The following is a 21,673-nucleotide window of genomic DNA, read 5'->3' on the forward strand; positions in this document are numbered from 1 at the left end:
TTTTTGTGCGCTCAAGAAACTGTGGTTGACTTTTATGGTTTACAGTTGTAAATTAAAGATGTTGATAGATTACAGATGTAAACGGAGGCAAGCGATGGAAACACCGAAAGTTGAAATTTCCCAGTCTGAATGGGAGGTTATGCGAATTATCTGGACACTTGGTCCACTGACAAGTAGCACGCTTGCAACAATTCTTGCTGAAAAAATGGGCTGGAAAGTGGCAACGACCAAAACCTTTTTAGGACGGTTAGTCAAAAAAGGCGCCTTAACCACTGAAAAAAATGGACGTGAATTTCTTTATCACACTGCAGTGGGTGAACAAGAGTCTATGGATGCCGCCGTGGCGGAATTATTTAGCCACCTTTGTCAAATGAAAATCGGCACGGCCATCAATCACTTGATGACGAACGTCACTCTTTCGAAACATGATATTGAGATGTTGCAACAAACGCTTTTAGCGAAGCAGCACGATGCGCCGGAAACAGTTAGTTGTAATTGTTTACCAGAAGGTTGTAAGGAGGCTGCACATGAATGACGATGAAATGAAAGCGATGAACGATACGAAAAGATCACAGACTGACAAAAAAGATCAAATGAATCACGATCATATGGCGATGGGTCACCATGGCGATATGGACCACATGCACATGGATCACGACTCTGAAGAAGAGCATGCTGGCATGGCGAAGATGCAGATGGAACCGGGTTCAGTGGATCATGCAGCAATGGATCAGATGCACATGAATCACGGCGCGATGGATCACATGCATATGGATCACGGCGCGATGGATCATGGCGGGGGTCACATGATGCATATGGGAAATCTCAAGCAAAAGTTTTGGGTGAGTTTGATCGTCATGATACCCGTGTTGTTGCTTTCGCAGTTCATGGGGATGGATATCCACCTCGGCGTTTTGCAATTGCCAATTGTTTTTCCTGGGTCTGATTGGCTTGTCCTGATTCTTTCGTCATTTCTTTTCTTCTATGGCGGTTGGCCATTTTTGACCGGCGCTAAATCAGAGTTGCAAAGTCGCCAGCCCGCAATGATGACTTTGATCGCAATGGGGATCACCGTTGCGTACGGTTACTCGCTTTATGCTTTCGTCATGAATCACTTTATCGCCCCACATGGTATGGTGATGGACTTCTTCTGGGAACTGGCCACTTTAATTGTGATCATGTTGCTGGGTCACTGGATTGAAATGAATGCTGTGATGGCGGCTGGTAATGCGGTTGAAAAATTGGCTGCATTATTGCCAAATCAGGCGCATGTGGTTCATGGCGACAGTGTGATGGATATGCCATTGTCAGAGGTTCAGGTTGGCACGCGATTACGGGTTTTGGCCGGTGAACAAATGCCAGCTGATGGCGAAATCGTAAGCGGCAGCAGTAGTGTCAATGAATCGCTTGTCACAGGCGAAGCCAAGGCTGTTCGTAAGGCAGGTGGTGATAAAGTTATTGGTGGTTCCATCAACGGAGATGGGGTCATTGAAATCCAAGTGACAGGTACTGGTGAAAGCGGCTATTTAGCCCAAGTAATGAAGCTTGTACAAAGTGCGCAAGCAAATAAAAGTAAGGCCGAGGGCATGGCCGACAAAGTTGCTGGCTGGTTGTTCTATGCTGCGTTAGCTGTTGGTATTCTGGCATTTATTCTCTGGATGCCAAGCGGCCTGGCCACCGCTTTTGAACGGATGGTCACCGTCTTCATTATTGCTTGTCCACATGCATTAGGGTTGGCGATTCCGCTTGTCATTGCTCGGAGTACCAGTATTGGCGCCACGAATGGGTTGTTGATTCGCAATCGCCAAGCGCTTGAAACAGCCAAGCGAGCCAAGTACATGCTAATGGATAAGACAGGGACGCTGACTGAAGGCAAGTTTACGGTTGCCACAACGTTGCATTTTGCTGATCAGAGTCAGGAAGAAATTCTAGCAACCATGGCCGCCTTGGAAAGTCATTCCGAGCATCCGCTTGCAACTGGGATTAAAGCGGCAGCAATTGAGCAAAAGCTAACAGTGCCAGCTGCTGAAAATGTTCAGGTCATGAAGGGTGTCGGGCTGTCAGGCACAGTCGACGACATTCAGTATGAGATTGTGAATGCCCGATATTTACAGGATCATCAGTTGACCTACGATAAAACCCAGGCTGATCAGTGGGCTGCTGCCGGAAATTCGTTAGCCTTTTTGCTGAAAGGTCAGCACGTTTTGGGCATGGTGGCTGAAGGCGATCAGTTGAAGTCTTCCAGTAAGGCATTTGTTGCCGAGTTGAAACAGCAGGGGATTACGCCTGTGATGCTGACTGGTGATAATCATGAAACTGCTAAGAAAGTGGCCAGTCAGCTTGGTCTGACAGAATTTCAGGCAGAGTTAAAACCTGAAGACAAAGTTGCGCAAGTGAAGGCTTATCAACAGCAGGGCGTTGTCATGATGGTTGGTGACGGGGTCAACGATGCGCCTAGTTTGGCTCAAGCAGACATCGGTGTTGCAATTGGAGCTGGGACGGATGTCGCGATTGATACCGCTGATGTTGTCTTAGTTCATAGTGACCCGGCTGATATTCTCAACTTCTTGTCATTGGCAAAAGCAACTAACCGGAAAATGGTTCAAAACCTTTGGTGGGGTGCTGGTTACAATATTCTGGCGATTCCGCTTGCTGCAGGGATTCTTGCCCCCGTTGGCTTCATTCTCAGTCCTGCGGTCGGTGCTGCGATCATGTCGTTGTCAACGATTGTTGTGGCTTTGAATGCAATGACACTGCACTTAAAGCGCGCTTAATAAGTCACGTGTATGAAGCATAGCATCAGAGAATGCCGACCTGTCGTCAAGATATAGATGACAGGCCGGCATTTTGTGTACAACTGATACTACATCTTGGGGGTGAAACGTGATACGATGAAAAAAGTGGATTCATAAGACTAAACAGCAGGGTGCGTGACACCACGTGGGTTGGCGCACCCTCAAGGAAGGCAGACATATGATCGAAAATAAATTACCCCAAAATCCCAAACCTAAAGAATGGCTTGCCAGTGAGCTTTCACAGCAACGCATCGCCGATTACAAACCGTTTAACTTTGTTGACGGCGAAGGGGTTCGGTGTAGTTTATATGTCTCCGGTTGCCGTTTCTCTTGCCCTGGTTGCTACAATCGGGTTGCACAAAATTTTCGTTATGGTAAACCTTATACACAAGAACTTGAGGATCAAATCATGACCGATCTTAGTCAAAGTTACGTACAGGGTCTGACGCTGCTAGGCGGCGAGCCTTTCCTCAACACGCAAGTCTGCATTCGCTTGTGCAAACGAATTCGTCAAGAATTCGGGCATGAGAAAGACATTTGGAGCTGGAGCGGCTATACGTATGATGAATTGATTCAGGATTCAGACGATAAACTTGAGTTGCTAAAATTGATCGATATTTTGGTTGACGGTCGCTTTTTGTTGGCGCAAAAGGATCTGACCTTACAGTTTCGTGGCAGTGCTAACCAGCGCATCATTGACGTACCAGCAACAATGGCGGCTGGCGAAGTCAAGTTGTGGAAAAATCTGATTCGTTAGTTCGTTCAGGCAATTCGAAAGACATTAAGATAATCTATTAAAAAATCGGCATCAGAGGCTGCTTGCCTTTGGTGCCGATTTTGTTGAATAGGTGGCTCTCAATTTTGAGATCTAGGGTTGATTCAACGACTTGATGCTATCTTATTCGTCAGCTGTCTGGATGTGACCTAGTCTGGGTTTGCAAAGCAATCGCGTGGGATTCAGGATGGTGCACAGTTTGATCGGCCTCACCATAATAGCTCAAGTAAGGAAAATGGATTGTGACCGTGGTACCTTGATTGATTACCGAGGTTAACGACAAGTGATGGCCAAGTTTTTCAGCTAACTTTTCAGCCAAGAACAATCCTAATCCCGTTGACTTATGATTCGAAAGGCGCCCATTACTACCCGTGAATCCCTTCTCAAAAACACGATGTTGCTCATCTTTGGGGATGCCGATACCGGTATCAGTAATCTGTAGTTGCGTTTCCTTCCCAGTGTTACGAATGAGAGCCGTGATACGGCCTCCTTCTGGCGTATATTTGACCGCATTGGAGATGAGCTGAGCAAGAATAAAGCGAAGCCACTTGTTGTCTGTCAATACGATTTGATCGGTGCCATTCAGTCTGAAAGATAGTCGTTTATTGATAAAGCCGTTCCGCTGGTTGGCGACTACGTCATTGATGAGCGGGCGCAATGATGTCTCATGCAGCAAATAATCCTTTGAAAAGCTGTCGAGACGCGAGTAATACAAGACTTGCTCGACATAAAATTCGATTTGATCCAATTGCAGATTCAAATTATCCAGTTTGTCATCAGGTACTTGCCCCTCAAAACTTTCGGCCAGCAACGTCACTGCCGCGAGCGGTACTTTGATTTCGTGCACCCAAGAATCAATGAAGTCTTTTTGATCTTGCTGTTGTGCTAGCAGGGCAGTTACTTGTTGGCGATGCTGGGTCAAAATTTGATTGTACGTTTTCGTCACAAGTTGTTCGGTTGCGGATTCACCGCCAGGCAAGGGCCAGTCTAACGCAGCCTCCTGAGCATCGATCCGTTCCTGAAGCCGAGCTGCGAACCGCCGTACGCGCCAATACCGTGCGATCAAAAAAGCGCTGGCCAATAGTGTCACTAACAACACAGCGTACCAAAGCGTCATGGCCTTAACGCGATGCTGCGGGTCAAGCCAGATGATCAAGGCCGCCAGACCAACACAAAGAATATAGCCACCAATCGGGCTTAAATGATCCTTTAAATAATCACGAAACCGCATCTGCCAGCCTCCTAAGGAACGATGTAACCTTGTCCAACCTTGGTTTGAATATAATCTTTCAACCCGGCTTCCTCGATTTTTTTGCGCAAGCGATTAATGTTGACGGTAAGTGTATTGTCATCAACAAATCGCTCGTCTTGCCATAAGTCCTTTAATAACCGGGAACGGCTGACGATTTGACCGTGTTGCCGGATCAAGATTTGTAACAGTTTATATTCATTTTTTGACAGGTTAATTTCGTTTTCGCCAATTTGTGCCATACCGTTTTTGAGGTTCAACATCAAGCCGTTGTGTTCCAAAACATCGGTTCCTTGATCAGCATAATTGTAGGTTCGTCGAAGCAAGGCGTTGATTTTGGCGATCAACACTTCCATGGCAAACGGCTTATTCAAAAAGTCGTCAGCGCCCATATTCATTGCCATGACCATATCCATATTTGTGTTACGACTGGAAATGAAAATCACAGGGACCTTTGATACTTCACGGATTTTTTGAACCCAATAATAGCCGTCAAAAACTGGTAGATTAATATCCAATAAGACTAAATGGGGTTTTTCTTGCAAAAAGTCATCAAATACAGCATTAAAATCGGTTACCACAACTGGATCAAATTGCCATTTTTTTAAGTTATCAGCGATCAGCCCACTAATCGTCTGATCGTCCTCTACGATCATGATTTTAAACACGTGACCAACTCCATTTCTGCTCTAATGGTATAAGTTTTGGGAAGGAAGCACAAGCGCGAACAAGGTCAATGAGACCAGTTTTTATGAGCTGGGTTTGTCCGGCTTTTAGGAAGCCGCAATCTTCTAATAAATAAGTTTTCAGGATTTACTTTAAAATGTAAACTAAGAGCAACAAACCCGAGATTCTTTGTCTAACGGGAGTTGGCAGCACATGCATAACACGTTTTTGGTATGATAATGGCGGAGGTGCGCGATGGCAATTCTTGAAGTATCTAACTTGAGCAAGATTTTTGGACAACGGCATGATCGAGTTCGCGCTTTGAACGACCTTAGCTTTCAGGTCAACGCGGGTGAGTTCGTCGGCATTATGGGACCAAGTGGCGCCGGAAAGTCAACATTGCTCAATATTTTAGCAACGATTGAGACGCCAAGTACCGGAAAAGTCAATATTGCAGGGAACGATCTTGAGGCCCTTAATGAACGACAACAAGCGGCTTTTCGTCGAGATCATCTTGGCTTTGTGTTTCAAGACTTCAACTTATTAGATGATATGACAGTGACGCAAAATGTTTTGTTGCCGCTAACCTTGCAGCAAGATCTTCAGCCTGATCGTGCTGAACGATTACAGACAGTCGCGAATCACCTTAACTTAACTCCCATTCTGCAGGCTTTTCCGGGGGAGTTAAGTATGGGACAACGACAACGCGTCGCGGCTGCTCGCGCTGTGATCACCCAACCCGATCTTTTGTTGGCAGATGAACCGACTGGCAGCCTCGATTCATTAGCAGCAACTGATTTTTTAAACTATCTGCGTCAATTAAACGAAAAAGAAAAAACCACGATATTGATGGTGACGCATGATCCCTTCACCGCGAGCTTCGCAAGTCGCATCATCTTCATCAAAGATGGGGCATTTTTTGCTGAAGTAACGCGTGGTAAGTCCCGCCAGCAGTTTTTTGACCGAATTATTGATATGGAAGCAACTGTCAGTGGAGGAGGCCATACCCGTGTGGCATCTGATTAAGACAAATTTACGGCGCCATCGTCACGAGGATGGCTTGCAGGTACTGGTGGCAGCATTGATCAGTGCCGTTATGTATGCCATTGGGGCGGTTGCGAATAATGAACCGATTTTGAGCGATGCCAGCAAGCGGCTTGGGGATCTGGATATTGTTCCGATTCTATTGATGATTGTGATGATGGTCTTAGCACTTTTTGCGATCAGTTTTTTGCTTTATTTCAACACTTTACTCATTGCTCGTCGTGATCGAGAGATTGGGCTATATCGTTTGCTTGGTTTGTCTGGGGCCAAATTAGGATTGTTAGTCTGTATTGAGAGTTTAATGATCGGTATATTCGGAATGGCTCTGGGTCTCATACTCGGATTGATTATCTCACCTTTATTGGGCATGGTGCTGATTCGATTGATGGCCTTGCACACACCGATTAGTTTGATGCTCTCTTTCCCAGCTATGGTTGATGTCGTGATTTTAATGGGCGTTGTCTACCTATTAGTGGGCAGCATCAATGCCATTTATGTTCAAAACCCATTGCGTAATTTTATTCGCCAGCAGGATGTCTCGGCCGCTCCCAAACCGCAAACATGGTGGCGGTTTTCCCTTGGCATTGCTGGCGTCGTTTTGTTGGCTGGCAGTCTGTTTACGATGGTCCATTTGTTACCAGTTAGTGGCGTGTTGATGCATATACTGCCGCGAACTCAGGGGCGTTTGATTCCACCATTGTTAATGGGATTCATGCTAGTGGCTTTGTTGCTGGGACTTTTCCTCGTTTTTGAGGAGTTTCTGCCTGGCATAGTGGCTTGGTTCCAGCAACGAAGTCAAATGAAGACGCGCAATGCGCATGCCATCTCAAGACATTTGATCATTAAACGACTTCAAGGGAACGCGCATTCATTGTGGCTAACAACATTGCTGTGTGCGATTACGATTACGATGCTTGGCAGTTCTGCTATGTTGTTTCAATATAATCAGGATCTGGTTCAGCGCGAGATTCCGACGACTGTGGTTGCAGCAGGGGCAGGCGTGGATAATGTCACGAAAATTTTAGCAAAAGCTAAGGTCAAACCAACTCAAGCAATTATCCTATCTTCGAAACTTGTGTATGCCGAAATTCGACTAAGAGATCAGGCCGATCAGGTCCGAAAACAACCTGGTGTTTATAATGTGATTGCGATGCGGGATTATCAACGCGCTGCCCACTTACAGCACTATTTAGCTCCTGTTAGACTTCGTGGGAACGAAGCACTTCTAATGCTGCCAACGCGAACCAGTTTCCGACCAGTCGGTGCCCGCCGCAATCCTGATCGAGCCATCATATTGCCGGGTAGCGATGCGTCATTATTGTTAACACGAACAACCAATCTTTTCCCGACCGGCAGAAACAATTTTTTTGACCGGGGGTTGCTTGTCAGTGATCGGACGTTTGACATGCTTGAAGGAACGACTGATCGATTGTATATGGCTCGCTTACCTAAGTCCAAAGCAACCGCCGCTGCGTTGCGACAATTACAGCACTTGGAGAATAGTCAAAATCTTCAAGAGTATGTCAATATTGGCAGTTCTGAGCGGGATGGCAATGATTTGAGAGTGACAGATCGAGCCAGCACTACCTTGAACTTTTGGCGCAATCCGTTGGGAATTCAGTCCTTCCAGCAGGGAATTGTGAACACTTTGTATGGCTTTTTGTTCTTTCTGATTTTATTGCTCGGCGGCGTTTTTGTTGTGGCTACGGGTAGCATTTTACTTTTAAAACAGGTGATTGCAGCTCGCCAAGAGGCCCGACATTTTCAAATTTTAAAACATCTTGGTATGGATCCAAGGCAACTCCGTATAACGATTTATCGGCAAGCTGCGGTTGTCTTTGCGGTACCGTTTCTTTTCGGGACAACAATTGGGCTTTGTATGATTAGTGTTTTGACAACTTATCTTGATAATCCGCCTTCGCGTTATTTGGGTTTGATGATTTTGATCTATGCAATTATCGATTGGCTTTTTTATGAGGCAACTGTGCACATTACTGCCCGCATGGTAGATGAACCTGTTTCCCGTTGGGCGATTGATTAGCTATGGCGCTATCCGTGGGCTATCTGAATAATTACACAAGCGAGTGCATTCTTAAAAAGCGCATTAGGCGCCAATAAAAAATCCGAAGTGATTGACTTCGGATTTTTCATAGGCGTTAACAAGCCGTCTATGTAACTTATTTAGTTTTTCTGATGCGGATCAATCACCGCATAGCCAGCCTGATGGAAGCCGTTTGCGGAGGCCGCGCGACGAATGAACTCCTTGACTGCTGACAAGGCCGGCGTATTCTTAAACTCGTAGTAGTCGTTACTGGATTGCCAACCTGATACGACCACAAAGTCGTCTGGGTGTTTGACTTTCTGGGCGACTAAGACTTGAGTCTGACCAAGAAAAATATCATGCTTATCAATGAGATCCTTAATTTTGGCAAGGAAAACTTTCACGTCATCGCTACTCAAATTAAAGTACATGAAGTGAATATAACCATTGTCGGCGGGCGTACCTAAATCCGCAAGGGTTTCATATTGCAAGGGCGCGGAAAAGTGTGCTTTTCCGCTGGGGTCATAGATCATGTAATCCAAACCCTCTTCAGCTGGTTTCAACAGTTTCAATTGCGGGTCATGACGTTCGTCTAGCAGTTTGACAAGGAACGACTTGCTGCCGAAGACTGTTTGTATTGTGGACATTCTGACCACCTCCAAATCCATTATAAGCTTTTTGAATGGTTTCACATTGAAAGGAAGGAAAAACAAGATGAAATTGACAGTTTTAGGTTATCTTGGCGGCTACCCAGATGCGGGTCACGCGACCAGCACTTACCTTATTGAAAGTGGTGACTATCATTTATTGATGGATTTAGGTAGCGGCGGCTTGCTTTCACTAGAGCAGCAGTTTGATCCATTAAAATTAGATGCAGTTTTATTGACTCACTACCATCATGATCACATCGCGGATGTCGGTGTTTTGCAGTACTATTATCAATTGCGAAAAGGGGACAAAAAGGTGTCACCGTTGCCGATATATGGGCATACAAAAGACCCGTTGAACTTTGCCAGTTTAACGTTTGGCCCTTATACAACGGCTAAAGGCTATACGGCAGACAGCACTTTGCATCTCGGCCCTTTAACGTTAACTTTCCTTGAAACCCAACATCCGGTGCCAGCGTTTGCTGTTCGAATCGTTGAAGACGTCACTGGTAAAACACTTGTCAATACAAGTGATACGCGTTATTTCCCGGCATTGGCACCGTTTTCTAAAGATGCGGATCTTTTGATGGCAGATACCAATTTTCTAGCAGATCAGCCACAACCGCGTTGGCATCTCACAGCACCAGAAGCGGGAAAACTAGCCAAAGACGCTCAAGTAAAGCGCTTATTATTGACACATTTGCCGCAACAGCTTGATCTTGTCACCTTGAAACAGCAAGCACAGACTGCTGCTGGGGGTATACCAATTCAATTGGCAGAGGATGACTTGACAATCTCAATCTGATACTCTTGATAAGCCTTACTTTAAAATGATAACAAGATGTGTAAATCGAGGTTATTATAACGTGTATTATTTATTGCAAATGAATAAGCATAATTGTTGATAAAATGGACAATAGTCAATATTCGTTAATATGGAATTTCAGCTTTCAAAAAATTATTTTTCTAAATGTGATTGCTTAGCGCCGGTCCAATCTCTTATACTATACCTGTAGAGATGAAAAGTACCTCGTCACGAAAAGGAGCGAGCGCTAATGGTTATTTTATATACATCCCCAAGTTGCACATCTTGTCGGAAGGCGCGCGCCTGGTTGAAGGAAAATAAAATTCCATTCGAGGAACGTAATATTTTTTCTGATCCATTGAACGTAGATGAAATCAAACGGTTACTGAGAATGACCGAAGATGGCACTGAAGAAATTATTTCAACACGTTCGAAAATCTTCCAGGAGCTGGGTATTAATATTGATGACTTGTCAACTGGTACGTTAATTAAGCTGGTTGCCAAGTATCCTGGCTTGCTACGTCGCCCGATTATGATGGACGATAAACGTCTGCAGGTTGGTTATAACGAGGATGAAATTCGGCGCTTCTTGCCGCGTTCTGTCCGAACAATGGAGCTACAACAAGCACAACTACTTGCAGGTTTTTAAAAAACTAATTATTAATGAGCCAATCATTTACAAAAACCGTACCTAATTTGGTGCGGTTTTTGCGTATGAAAGGCGCAAACGCGATGTTACTGCAGGTTGATAAAACAAGTGTTACTAGAGTGAAGGTTGAACCAAGTTTGAAGACCGCGCGCTTTACTTGATACTCACGCTAACGTGCGGTAGAATGCCTTGACGTACGAAATCTGCTATAATGTAGTAAGTGGTAATGTGATATTCACAGAAGCCAGGGTTCCGTGACTAAAGTGAGGTGCAGCAATCATGGAAATGGAACGGATTAACGCAAATACGATCCGGGTCATGTTAGGCAACGATGATCTAGCGCAGCGTGGGATCACGGTTTTGGATCTGTTAGGCAATCATAAACAGATTGAGAGCTTCTTCTATAGTATCCTCGATGAGGTCGATAAAGATCATACGTTTGCTACAAATGAAGCCGTGACGTTTCAGGTCATGCCGAGTCAGTCCGGACTCGAATTGCTGATCAGTAAAAGTGGTCAAAAAAACGATGATAGCGCAGCCGATCAGACTGATGACGAAGGTACGGATACCCAGGTGCCTGATTATATTCGTCAGCAACTGCAAGGGCTTGATGCCAGTGATCAACAAGATCATCAGGCAGTTGATGAAGGCGGCTATATTGATGCCGACAAAGCACCACAGACTGAGCTTGTTTTGAAATTAAAGGACTTTGAAGATTTTATCAGTTTAGCAGATACATTGCGGCTCGAAGGCGGAAAGAGTGATCTTTATCGTTATAAGAACGCTTATTATCTGGTACTAACCTTTTATCCAAATGAGATTTCGTCTGACGAGGCGCACGATCAAATGGCCGTCGCGATGGAATTTGGCGATCGGTCACCGTTGTCATCAGCGGTGCTGTCTGAGTATGGCAAACGCTTGATGGAAACCAGCGCATTAGAAACAGCTAGGTATTACTTCAAGTAAATGACTAAAAAGACCATCAACGAATAAAAGTTGATGGCCTTTTTTGATGCCTTTATTTGTAGATAGCTAGTTTTCAGCATCATCAGAAAAGCTCGTCAGATATTGCAAAATCTGATCGGCATAACTTGGATGATGGTTCATTTGATATAGTGTTGCTTTTAATTCACCCAATTGATCTGTGATAATCCCATCCGCATCCATGAAAGCTACTTTTTCCATATCATCGCTGTCATTGACAGTCCAAGCATAGACTTTTTGATCACGATTATGCGCTTCGTCAATCACCCGCATGGCTAACGTGGTTGTTTCAAGTGTGTAACCACTAGCTGGTGTTTCAGGAAAGACGAGCGTATACGGCAAAATGAAAAAAGTTTTCAACTTTGGCACTCGTTTGCGCATGGTTGTGACAACTTGATAATCGAGCGAATGCAACTGATCATGATCGGCTAGAAGTCGTTGCCCGTATAGTTGAATAAAATGATTCATCATTTGCGGACTGTCTTCAGGTGTGGTCTTAATTTCGATCAATAACTTTTGATGCAGTCGTTCCGCAGCCGCCAAATACTGGTCAAAACTAGCGACTTTGGCGGTGTGCCCATTCTCGCGAGCTGTCAGTTTGGTCATCTCTGATAAAGTCAGCTGATGTGGTTTGGCATCGACACCGGTTAGATCTTTCAGGTTCTCGTCATGCATGACGACAAATTGATGGTCTTTGGTTTCGTGCAAATCCATCTCAACATAATCCGGTTTTTCTTTAGCGGTGGCTTGTAACGCTGGGATTGTATTTTGGACTCCGTTACCATCATCAACCCCGCGGTGTGAGATAGTTAACGGCTGACTTGCCAGTGCACCAGTCAGATAAGCGTAGTAGAAAAGACTGCTGCCACCGATGACTAACGCAATTAAGCCAACGGCGCCAATTCGGAAAAGAAGATTGCGCCGACGTTTTGGGACTCGGGCAATCAAGTCTTGGTTGGGAATGAGCTGAAATGTCTCTGCCTGCGAGGTTCCCAATTGATAAAGCATAACGGTAAAGAACACTGTTAATAGCAACATAACCACTTGCAACACACCAAGGTTGATGGTGGCTCCAAGTAAGGCCCAATGTTCCCAGTGACTGTCTAAGTATGACTGAAGTAAATATAGGCCAATGGTCAGCAAAGTGGTCAGAACAGCTACCGGTATGAAGATTAACAAGACTGCTAACAATGTGCGCCAAGTTTGGCCGCGCGTCATCCGCCAAGTTTTGGCAACCGCTTTTCGAGGAGGGGTTTCGCTCAAAATTAAAGCAGGTAATAATGGCAACAAGCGGACGGCGAGCCAGGTACCCATCATGTAAAGCGCTATGACCAGTAGGCCGAGATACCATCGGGCAAAAATAAAATCGACGATGAAATCGGGAATGGTTAATTTGGCCAGCAAGCTTGTTTTGAAAACAACGCTTGAAAATGGAAAGATTAAAACAAAGTAAGCGATTAAGACAGCGATGGTTGTCGGTGTTAGGCGGCGGGTTTTTTTCAAAGTCGCGATTGCTAATTGAAAGAAGCTTAAGCGAGTTTGCCGATGAATGTTTTGAATGCCTAGAATCAAGAAGGTGAACTGCCAGTAAACGAATAACAGTAGTAGCAGCCCCAACAAGGTGAGAACTGCAGCGACCCCGGGATCATGAGTCAGGATTTGCCCGAGGTTCGTCAAGGTAATGTAAGGCACGTGACCAATTCGCAACGTTTGCTGAGCAGCAAAATTAAAAAACGGGATCACAGCTAACCCAATAAATAGATTGGTGACGCTGATGAGCATGATATACGCGCCCCAATGTCGGCTAAAGTCGCCAGCGTTGTGTTTAAAGTATGCCCAAACCTTCATTTTTTCGTTCGTCATTGGGTTTTCAATTGTCCTTTAAAGTCGCTAAGGTTGGTATATCCCTTGGTCTGCATGACAGCCTGAAGTTCACGGCTCAGGCGGGTGAATACGGCCGGTCCTTCTTCTTGAAGCAAGGTGCCAACTTGAACCAAACTCGCACCGGCGAGGATGAGATCATAGGCATCACGGCCATTGGTCACACCACCAGTGCCGATAAGCTGAATCTTCGGGTCCAGCCGTTGTGAAAAGGCACGGACATTGGCTAGTGCGATTGGTTTCGCATAGGCGCCGCCAATACCGCCAAAGCCGCCTTTTGGCTTAATTAACGCTGTGTCAGTTTCGGGATCGATCATGAGGCCGTTGCCGAGACTGTTAATAGAATTCACAAATTGCAACGGGAACTGATTTAAGATGGCAGCCATTTGGTCGAATTGCGCGAGATCAAAATAAGGTGGCAATTTAACGCCTGCTGGTTTGGTAAAGAACGTGAAGAGGTTGGTAAGCACTTCCTTGGTTCGGTCAAAATCGTAACCGGTTTGGGGTTTACCCGGAACATTTGGGCAGCTCAGGTTAAACTCGACCAAGCCATTAAAATCGGAGTCTTCGATAGTGTGTGCCATGGCGAGATTTTCTTCCATTGTCAAGCCGGCAACTGACAGAAAAATCCATTGACCTGGATGCTTTTCCTGAAACTTCAAGGCGTAGTTGAGATAGTAATCGAGGCCCTCATTAGGTAAGCCCATCGAATTGATAGAGCCGAGTTCTAGTCGAGCATAGCGCGGGCTGGGATTGCCGAGGCGTTTTGCTTGGGTAGCACTTTTAGTGACAAAGGTCCCAGCATCACTTTGTGCCAACGCATCTAAGTCTTCCTCGGTGTAGCAGCGTACACCGCTTGCGTTCATGAACACATTATCAAATTGAAAGTCGCCAATACTTGTTTGCAGGTCAGTCATAAGCCCACTCCTTCACTATTTGCTGTTCCTATTTAAGCATAGAAACACAATAGAAACCAGTCAACGCCTCAGAGCGTGAGCTGAGGCGTTTAGAAACCGGCGTGTAAGCGGCCTTGGACGTGATGACCGGGCTTTGGTCATTGCTTCCAAGGTCCTTACACACCAGTTTCTGCGGCAGCGAACGCGTTTTTGAAGCAACAACGTTCAATTGTCATTCTCGATTTGATTGCACGACAATTCCGCTCAAATCCAAACAAAAAACACTCCCATCACTGGCAGTGCTCTTTTTGAAACGATGACTTAAGAATTATCGTTTAAATCAAAGTTGTTTACGTAAACGCGTTGACAATCAGCGCCGCAAGCGCCACTCCGCCGCTCAGCCAAGTCAGTCGCCGCATCGGTTTTGTTTCGCGGTGTCGCAATAGAGCAATCAACCAACTTACTAGGCCGATCAAAGCTAACCCAACGCCAACAAGAAAAATAACTAACAACAACATTCGAAAAGTTTGCATGTTGAATACCTAGTTACAAAGCCAAGTTATCATTTGGTGTCACTAATCCAGCCAGTTTAGCTGCCTTTTGTCGAATATCGGCAGGCGGTGTTTGTGGCAAGGTAAAATGTGTTTCCATTTTGTGCGGATCAAAGTCAGGCGTGACGCTCACCAATGAATAGAAAACATTGCTGGAAACCGTATCCGGAATATCGGAAAGCGTGTAGGCACGAATTTCCGCTTCTTGTTTTGGCAGATGGCTCAGGAAGTCAGCCAAGACCCGATATGAATAATAAACGGTCTCTTCGTATGTTGTCCCGACTGCCTCAGCGTTAGGAATATTTGGAAAACTAATGTGATAACCTGTTTTGGTTTTCTCGTTGCGCGCCACGAAATAATAGTGACGTCCCGTTTTTGCCATCTCGACCACTCCTTCTTTACTAATATTATAGCACGGTGAGAAACATTAACAAGAAAATTGCCGGTACTCATTTTTAAGATTTTTTCTCATCAAATTCATAGAAAAAGTCGCCTTTGATGACCTTTGCAAAATGTAGCCCTCGTGATATACTTATATCCGTTGATTTGCGGTCGTAGTTTAGTGGTAAAACTCCAGCTTCCCAAGCTGGTGTCGCGAGTTCGATTCTCGTCGACCGCTGTATAAGGTTCTGTGAGAAAGAGGAAATAAGGTCAGTTGGCGGTTCTTAGTGAGATCGGATAGTGCAAACGATCACGTCGGACCTGATGGCGCGCTTTTGAGAATCAGTGCTTTGAGTGGACATATTGTCAAGCAGAGTGGTACCGCGGGCTAGGGCTCGTCTCTTCGAACAGGAGAGATGGGTCCTTTTTTCGTGGCATCATCATTTTAGGAGGAAGTTATGGATTTTAAAGAACTTGTTGTTAAGGCACTTGAACCAGCACTTGCCGGTCAATTAGACGCGGCTGCGATCAAGTCCTTGATTGAAACACCCAAGTCATCAGACTTAGGAGATTATGCTTTTCCAACCTTTTCCTTGGCGAAGATCATGCATCGCGCACCAAAGATGATTGCGAGCGATTTGGTCGGTCAAATTGATGTGACCCCGTTTGAACAAGTGAAGGCTGTTGGTGGCTATGTTAACTTTTATCTGGATAAAATCAGTTTTGCCCACGATGTGTTGAAAGTGATCGCGCAAGCTGGCGAGCATTATGGTGATGCTAATATCGGCAGCGGGAATGTACCGATCGACATGAGCAGTCCGAACATTGCTAAACCAATGTCCATGGGGCACTTACGCTCAACCGTGATTGGCAATGCCTTAGCCAACATTCTCAGCAAAATCGGGTATACACCGATTAAAATTAATCACCTTGGCGACTGGGGCACACAATTTGGTAAACTGATTGTGGCGTACAAGAAGTGGGGATCCGAGGACGCTGTCAAAGCCGATCCGATCAAAAATCTATTGCATTACTATGTGGAATTTCATGAGAAGGCCGAGGCAAATCCCGAGTTGGACGATGAGGCCCGTGCTTGGTTTAAGCGGCTGGAAGATGGCGATGAAGAAGCCATTGCGCTTTGGCGCTGGTTCCGTACAGTTTCACTGGCAGAGTTCAATCGAATTTACAAAATTCTCGGTGTTGACTTTGATTCTTACAATGGCGAAGCCTTTTATAATGACAAAATGGCTGATGTGGTGAAGCGACTTGAAGACAAGCATTTGCTGAAAACTAGTCAAGGTGCCGAAATTGTGGATTTGAGTGCGTATAACTTGAATCCAGCGCTGATCAAGAAGTCAGATGGCGCAACGCTGTATATGACGCGTGATCTCGCTGCTGCGATTTTCCGGAAAGAACATTATCATTTTGTTCAAAGCCTGTACGTTGTTGGTAATGAACAACGCGAACACTTCCAGCAGTTAAAAGCCGTCTTGTTAGAAATGGGTTACGACTGGGCGAATGATATTCACCACATTCCATTTGGGCTGATTACGGCGAATGGCAAGAAGTTGTCAACGCGTAAAGGCAACATTATCTTACTGGAAAATGTTTTGCGTGATGCTGTCGGTCTGGCGAAACAACAAATTGCTGAAAAGCATCCCGATTTACCAAATGCGGATAAAGTTGCGCATGAAGTCGGTGTCGGCGCCGTCATTTTCCATGACTTGAAGAACGAACGCTTAGACAACTTCGACTTCAACTTAGAAGAAGTCGTGCGTTTTGAAGGTGAAACTGGTCCATATGTACAGTACACGAACGCGCGGGCTAATAGCATTTTGCGGAAGGCTGCGATTGACCCGGCGCCTGAAGTGGCTTTAAGTGATCCAGCGGCTTGGGACGTTTTGCGCGCCCTTGGCGATTATCCAAGCATGGTCTTGCGTGCAGCCAAGGAATATGAACCTTCTGTGATTGCTAAGTATGCACTACGCTTGGCAAAAGCTTTCAATAAGTATTATGCCAATGTCAAAGTGCTGGTTGAGGACAGTGAGCTGCCAGCTCGATTGGCGATGGTTAAGGCGACGACACAAGTGCTAACAAATGCGCTACAACTGTTGGGTGTCGGTGCGCCAGAAGAAATGTAACCTTGCGCGTCAGCAACCGGCAGTGACGATAACGCGCTCGTTAGTCCAGACACCTACGCATAAGGACTTTGGTCACAATGGTCAAAGTTCGGCCATCGCGTCTAAGGGCACTTACACGCCGATGTCTCCTGGACTGACTCCCGCGCAACAATAATGGTGGAGGCCATGTGATGAATAAAAGTGAACGCCAAGCGGCCTTAACACGAATCATTAATCAAAAGCCAATCGCCACGCAGGAAGAGTTATTGGCAGCATTAAAAGCGGCTGGTATTGATGCGACGCAAGCCACGATTTCGCGCGACATTCGCGAGATGAAGATCGTCAAATCGCAAGACGCAACCGGGACGTTACGTTATACCATTTTTCGCGGTTCTTCAGAGTCCCAGTTAGAACGGTTGGGCCGCTCAATTCGCGAAGTCGGGCTGTCAATTACCCGGGTACATTTCATGAACGTGATCAAAACGTTACCGAGCAATGGCAATTTATTGGCAGCGATTATTGATGACATCGGTTTTGAGCAAGTTGTCGGCACCATCGCTGGTCATGACACGATTGTCGTGATTAGCCCGGATGAGAAGCAGGCAAAATGGTTTGAAGCGGCTTATCGGCAAGCCTTCAATTCGTAACCATCTGGCAACATCACAAGCAAAAGAGCTGGGCAACAAGGTCAACCTTGTCAAACCCAGCTCTTTTCGTTGTCACACAATTAGTGGCCCGCTGCTTGCCATGGTATGTGCCATTACTTTGGCTCAAAATTGTTCAAAAAGGCAGGGGACTGGTCACCGTCAACGTTGTGTCTGATAGCGGCTTTGTGAAGCGAACCTGAAAGGCGTGCAGATACATGCGCTGATAGGTTGTCTGATCAGGGGCATAAAGCGGATCACCTAGGATTGGATAGCCAATGCTAGCTAAATGTACCCGAATTTGATGGGTGCGGCCGGTTTCGAGTCTGAGCGCAACCGTCGCAGTTGTTGACGTTTCTGCGATCCGGCGAAAATGAGTAATGGCCGATGCCCCGTCCGGTCTAATCATGCGTTTACGCTGATCATCAGGATCATGCCCAATCGGAGCCGTTATGGTGCCACTGGCCGCAATTCCCTGCGGTACTAACGCTATATAATCCCGATGCATGGTTTTAAGAGCCAACTGTCGGTTAATGATGGCTTGCGTTAAAGGGTTCTTCGCGATGACCAATAAACCACTGGTCGCCATATCTAGCCGATGGGTAATTAACGCCGGGAAAGGGGCCAGATAAGCGGCTGCTTGGTTCATTAAGGTACCGGTTTCGCCTGGTAAGTTTGGGTGAGTTTTCATACCAGCCGGCTTATCGACAATGAGTAGATCATCATCTTCATAATGAATTGTGAGGGCCGGCGTTTCCGGAACGTAGGCAAGTGGCGTGGGTTCATCATAAGTCATCGTGATAACATCACTAGGCTGTACTTTTTCATTAAAATTACGATAATGACCATTAACTAAAATTGTTTTGGCAACGCGCAATTGGTGTTGCCGTTTACGTGGTATCAACCATGCTTGAAGTTGATCGCGAAGGCTGGCGGGCAGCGTGGCACGTGCAGAAGTTTGAAACAACAAGTGATTTCCTCAATTCATTTGACCATAAAGTTTGCTTAAAAAGATGTCGATGAAATTTTGGCGGCTGTCGCCTATGCTACAATAAACAAGATTCACATTAGGAGGACGGAAATGCAGTTCTTATCACGAATTTGGCAGGGAACACGGTGGTTTTTCCGCCGGTTTCAGGTGATTCGTTGGCTGATTTTAATTGGTCTGACAGTCATGCTCGGGTTCTCTGCTTGGTTTACTTATAAAGCCAAAACCGCCGATGTTGAAAACATCAAGAGTACCTTACAAACAAAAACCGTCATTTATGACGCTAACAACGAAGAAGCCGGTACACTGTACGGCCAAAAAGGGACCTACGTCGAGTTAAAGGCGATTAGTCCGCAAGTACAAAATGCCGTTATCTCGACGGAAGACCGTACGTTTTATACCAATGGCGGTTTTTCAATCAAAGGGATTCTTCGCTCTGCTTTGAATTATGTCATCCACCATGGCCAAATCATGGGTGGTGGTAGTACGATTACCCAACAATTGGCGAAGAATACCTTGCTGACGCAAAAGCAGACGGTGATGCGCAAGGCCCAAGAACTATTTATGGCCATCCAGTTGAATAAAGTTTACTCCAAACAAGACATTCTTGCGATGTACCTCAATAATGCTTATTTTGGCAATGGGGTCTGGGGGGTTCAAGATGCTGCTAAGCGGTATTTTGGCAAAGATGCCAGCCAGCTTGATGCGAGTGAAGGGGCAATTCTGGCGGGGATGTTACGGAATCCTAGCTACTATAACCCCGCTGATCACATGGACAATGCTTTGTCGCGCCGCAATGTCGTTTTGCAATTGATGGTGGACAATAAGAAGCTCACGCAGGCGCAGGCCAATGCGGCAAAAGCGCAGTCAGTGCAGGTTGTCGATACTTTTTCAACGGCCAACAGTCAAAAATATCCGTCTTATTTTGACTCCGTCATTGAAGAGGCGCGCAGTGAAGGTATTAGTGTCGATGATATTTTGAACAAAGGTTATAAAATTTATACCAATTTGGATCAAACTTATCAACGCAACCTTCAAAACAGCTTTGCTCAAGACTGGGCGTTTCCGGCAAATGCCGCAGATGGTAAGCAGGTTCAAGGGGCTTCCATCGTGCTTGATCCGAAAACAGGCGGTGTCAGGGCGGTCGTTGGTAATCGCGGTGAGCATACCTTCTTAGGGTTTAACTACGCAACACAACTTCGCAATTCGCCGGGTTCCACGATCAAGCCGTTGATGGTTTATACACCAGCACTTGAAAATGGTTATCATTATGATTCTGTCTTGAAGGACGAGAAACTTAGTTACGGTAAAAATAATTATACGCCGACCAATGCAACCGGCACCTATTTAGGTACTGTCCCGATGTATAAAGCGTTGGCCGATTCGATCAATGCGCCGGCTGTTTGGCTGCTTAATAAGATTGGTGTACAAAAAGGGGTCACTAGCTTAGATCGGTTTGGCATCCAACTAAAAGAAAGCGATCAGAATCTTGCTGCTGCACTTGGTGGCCTTAAAAATGGGGTTTCACCGCTGATGATGGCACGGGCCTATGCGGTGTTTGCGAATGGCGGTAAATTGCCAACGACTCACTTCATTCGCAAAATTGTCGATGCGTCAGGTCAAACGGTGGTCGACAACTCACATCCAACGATGCGTCAAATCATATCAAAAAAAGTGGCTCAGGAAATGACGAGCATGATGATCGGAACGTTTAACGAAGGGACCGGTCAAACTGCTAAACCAGCTGGCTACACAATCGCCGGGAAAACTGGCAGTACTGAGGTCCCAAGTAGTTGGGGCTACGGCACTAAGGATCAGTGGGTCATTGGTTATACGCCAGACATTGTAAATGCGACCTGGATTGGTTACCCGACAACCGACAGTCAGCATTTCCTTCAAGGCACCAGCACGTCTGGGGTAGCACCGTTATTTAAACTCGAAATGACGAACCTAATGCCGAATACGCCACAAACCGCGTTTGACACGAAAGATGCCGCACAAATGGCTAGCATCCAAACACCATCCAGTGGCGACAAAACATGGCAAGGAATTCAGGATAGTATCGAGAAAGGCATAGACAGTGCCAAGCAAACTGTGGGACAATGGTATGATAATATCAAGGGCTGGTTTAAATAGGCTCAAAAAGTGAGGTAAAGTATGGCAAATGTTTACGACACCGCTAATCAGATGGCGGCAGATATCAAGACAACACAGGAATTTCAGGATCTCAAGAAGGCGTTTGATCTCTTGAAGCTGGACACCGTTGCTTACGGTTTGTTCCAACAATTCCAACAAAAGCAATATGAGATGCAGCAAAAGTCAATGCAGGGACAAGATTTCACGGATGATGAAGTGAAGTCATTGCAAGAACTTGGCGACAAGATGCGCGACATCCAGCCGATCCAAAATTTGATGGCAAAAGAACAAGGCCTATCTCAGATGATGGACGAATTGAACAAAATTATTTCCCAACCAATTATTGATGTCTATCAAGGCAAGTAATGACTGGTGATTGAAGGATTTCCGTTGATTGCGGAGATCCTTTTTCTTTGGAAAT

21 protein-coding genes and 1 tRNA gene are annotated in these 21,673 nt (G+C 45.7%); 14 read left to right on the forward strand and 8 right to left on the reverse strand.

From position 1 onward, the window contains the following. The first annotated feature begins 94 nt into the window (after nt 1–94). From ACWPAB_RS02615 to nrdG, 3 genes are all read left to right on the forward strand, one after another. Nucleotides 95–535 (forward strand): CopY/TcrY family copper transport repressor, encoded by a 441-nt coding sequence (locus ACWPAB_RS02615; protein WP_003565966.1) that lies wholly within the window; start codon nt 95–97, stop codon nt 533–535. Beyond that, complete coding sequence (locus tag ACWPAB_RS02620) at nt 528–2,774, forward strand: heavy metal translocating P-type ATPase (protein ID WP_003588092.1); 2,247 nt, start codon at nt 528–530, stop codon at nt 2,772–2,774. The genes ACWPAB_RS02615 and ACWPAB_RS02620 overlap by 8 nt, the downstream gene beginning before the upstream one ends. A 199-nt stretch (nt 2,775–2,973) precedes the next feature. Continuing rightward, nucleotides 2,974–3,552: an anaerobic ribonucleoside-triphosphate reductase activating protein gene (nrdG, locus tag ACWPAB_RS02625; RefSeq protein WP_016382323.1), complete on the forward strand. Its 579-nt coding sequence runs from the start codon at nt 2,974–2,976 to the stop codon at nt 3,550–3,552. Between the two features lie 148 nt (nt 3,553–3,700). On the opposite strand, the gene ACWPAB_RS02630 is transcribed toward nrdG, so the two are convergent. Then, nucleotides 3,701–4,801 carry a sensor histidine kinase gene (locus ACWPAB_RS02630; protein ID WP_052916034.1) on the reverse strand — a complete coding sequence of 367 codons (1,101 nt, stop codon included), beginning with the start codon at nt 4,799–4,801 and terminating at the stop codon, nt 3,701–3,703. Between the two features lie 11 nt (nt 4,802–4,812). After that, nucleotides 4,813–5,487, reverse strand: a complete 675-nt coding sequence (locus ACWPAB_RS02635) for a response regulator transcription factor (protein WP_003565958.1) — start codon at nt 5,485–5,487, stop codon at nt 4,813–4,815. A 253-nt stretch (nt 5,488–5,740) separates the two neighbouring features. Between ACWPAB_RS02635 and ACWPAB_RS02640 the strand changes: the two genes are divergently transcribed. Together ACWPAB_RS02640 and ACWPAB_RS02645 are read left to right on the forward strand one after the other, a co-directional pair. Continuing rightward, entirely contained in the window at nt 5,741–6,511 is a 771-nt protein-coding gene (locus ACWPAB_RS02640) for an ABC transporter ATP-binding protein (RefSeq protein WP_003565956.1), read from the forward strand. Continuing rightward, nucleotides 6,495–8,570 carry an ABC transporter permease gene (locus ACWPAB_RS02645; protein ID WP_003606853.1) on the forward strand — a complete coding sequence of 692 codons (2,076 nt, stop codon included), beginning with the start codon at nt 6,495–6,497 and terminating at the stop codon, nt 8,568–8,570. The genes ACWPAB_RS02640 and ACWPAB_RS02645 overlap by 17 nt, the downstream gene beginning before the upstream one ends. A gap of 140 nt (nt 8,571–8,710) precedes the next feature. Here the strand turns inward: ACWPAB_RS02645 and ACWPAB_RS02650 are convergent, their stop codons facing one another. Next, nucleotides 8,711–9,217 (reverse strand): monooxygenase, encoded by a 507-nt coding sequence (locus tag ACWPAB_RS02650; protein ID WP_003575469.1) that lies wholly within the window; start codon nt 9,215–9,217, stop codon nt 8,711–8,713. Nucleotides 9,218–9,284: 67 nt separating this feature from the next. Here ACWPAB_RS02650 and ACWPAB_RS02655 point away from each other — a divergent pair, with 67 nt between their 5' ends. The 4 genes from ACWPAB_RS02655 to ACWPAB_RS02670 all read left to right on the forward strand — a co-directional run bounded on the left by ACWPAB_RS02655 (nt 9,285) and on the right by ACWPAB_RS02670 (nt 11,637). Then, nucleotides 9,285–10,022, forward strand: coding sequence for an MBL fold metallo-hydrolase (locus ACWPAB_RS02655; RefSeq protein ID WP_003575467.1), 738 nt, complete (start codon nt 9,285–9,287; stop codon nt 10,020–10,022). A gap of 250 nt (nt 10,023–10,272) precedes the next feature. Continuing rightward, nucleotides 10,273–10,671, forward strand: a complete 399-nt coding sequence (gene spxA / locus ACWPAB_RS02660) for a transcriptional regulator SpxA (RefSeq protein WP_003565949.1) — start codon at nt 10,273–10,275, stop codon at nt 10,669–10,671. A 14-nt stretch (nt 10,672–10,685) separates the two neighbouring features. Next, complete coding sequence (locus ACWPAB_RS02665; protein ID WP_016381540.1) at nt 10,686–10,832, forward strand: hypothetical protein; 147 nt, start codon at nt 10,686–10,688, stop codon at nt 10,830–10,832. 118 nt (nt 10,833–10,950) lie between these two features. Further along, entirely contained in the window at nt 10,951–11,637 is a 687-nt protein-coding gene (locus ACWPAB_RS02670) for an adaptor protein MecA (RefSeq protein ID WP_003579619.1), read from the forward strand. Between the two features lie 66 nt (nt 11,638–11,703). On the opposite strand, the gene ACWPAB_RS02675 is transcribed toward ACWPAB_RS02670, so the two are convergent. The 4 genes from ACWPAB_RS02675 to ACWPAB_RS02690 form a co-directional block, all read right to left on the reverse strand. Continuing rightward, complete coding sequence (locus tag ACWPAB_RS02675) at nt 11,704–13,518, reverse strand: glycerophosphoryl diester phosphodiesterase membrane domain-containing protein (protein ID WP_003584725.1); 1,815 nt, start codon at nt 13,516–13,518, stop codon at nt 11,704–11,706. Further along, nucleotides 13,515–14,453: a dihydroorotate oxidase gene (locus ACWPAB_RS02680; RefSeq protein WP_003579616.1), complete on the reverse strand. Its 939-nt coding sequence runs from the start codon at nt 14,451–14,453 to the stop codon at nt 13,515–13,517. Before ACWPAB_RS02680 ends, ACWPAB_RS02675 begins: the two co-directional genes overlap by 4 nt. A 329-nt stretch (nt 14,454–14,782) precedes the next feature. Then, on the reverse strand, nt 14,783–14,965 hold the full coding sequence (locus ACWPAB_RS02685; RefSeq protein ID WP_003565939.1) for a hypothetical protein: 183 nt from the start codon (nt 14,963–14,965) through the stop codon (nt 14,783–14,785). A 13-nt stretch (nt 14,966–14,978) separates the two neighbouring features. After that, the gene (locus ACWPAB_RS02690; RefSeq protein WP_003565937.1) at nt 14,979–15,365 is read right to left on the reverse strand and encodes a hypothetical protein; all 387 of its coding nucleotides are present in this window, start codon (nt 15,363–15,365) and stop codon (nt 14,979–14,981) included. A gap of 166 nt (nt 15,366–15,531) precedes the next feature. Here ACWPAB_RS02690 and ACWPAB_RS02695 point away from each other — a divergent pair. From ACWPAB_RS02695 to ACWPAB_RS02705, 3 genes are all read left to right on the forward strand, one after another. After that, nucleotides 15,532–15,602, forward strand: a tRNA-Gly gene (locus ACWPAB_RS02695). Nucleotides 15,603–15,822: 220 nt separating this feature from the next. Beyond that, nucleotides 15,823–17,505, forward strand: coding sequence for an arginine--tRNA ligase (gene argS / locus ACWPAB_RS02700; RefSeq protein WP_003565935.1), 1,683 nt, complete (start codon nt 15,823–15,825; stop codon nt 17,503–17,505). A 170-nt stretch (nt 17,506–17,675) separates the two neighbouring features. Beyond that, nucleotides 17,676–18,131: an arginine repressor gene (locus ACWPAB_RS02705; RefSeq protein WP_003565933.1), complete on the forward strand. Its 456-nt coding sequence runs from the start codon at nt 17,676–17,678 to the stop codon at nt 18,129–18,131. 133 nt (nt 18,132–18,264) lie between these two features. On the opposite strand, the gene ACWPAB_RS02710 is transcribed toward ACWPAB_RS02705, so the two are convergent. After that, entirely contained in the window at nt 18,265–19,098 is an 834-nt protein-coding gene (locus tag ACWPAB_RS02710; RefSeq protein WP_003570539.1) for an RluA family pseudouridine synthase, read from the reverse strand. 111 nt (nt 19,099–19,209) lie between these two features. On the opposite strand from ACWPAB_RS02710, the gene ACWPAB_RS02715 reads away from it, so the two are divergent. Both ACWPAB_RS02715 and ACWPAB_RS02720 read left to right on the forward strand, forming a co-directional pair. Next, nucleotides 19,210–21,252 (forward strand): PBP1A family penicillin-binding protein, encoded by a 2,043-nt coding sequence (locus tag ACWPAB_RS02715; RefSeq protein WP_003565928.1) that lies wholly within the window; start codon nt 19,210–19,212, stop codon nt 21,250–21,252. A 21-nt stretch (nt 21,253–21,273) separates the two neighbouring features. After that, nucleotides 21,274–21,618 (forward strand): YlbF family regulator, encoded by a 345-nt coding sequence (locus ACWPAB_RS02720; protein ID WP_003565926.1) that lies wholly within the window; start codon nt 21,274–21,276, stop codon nt 21,616–21,618. Nucleotides 21,619–21,673: the final 55 nt, after the last annotated feature.

This window comes from Lacticaseibacillus sp. 30 (assembly GCF_053819265.1).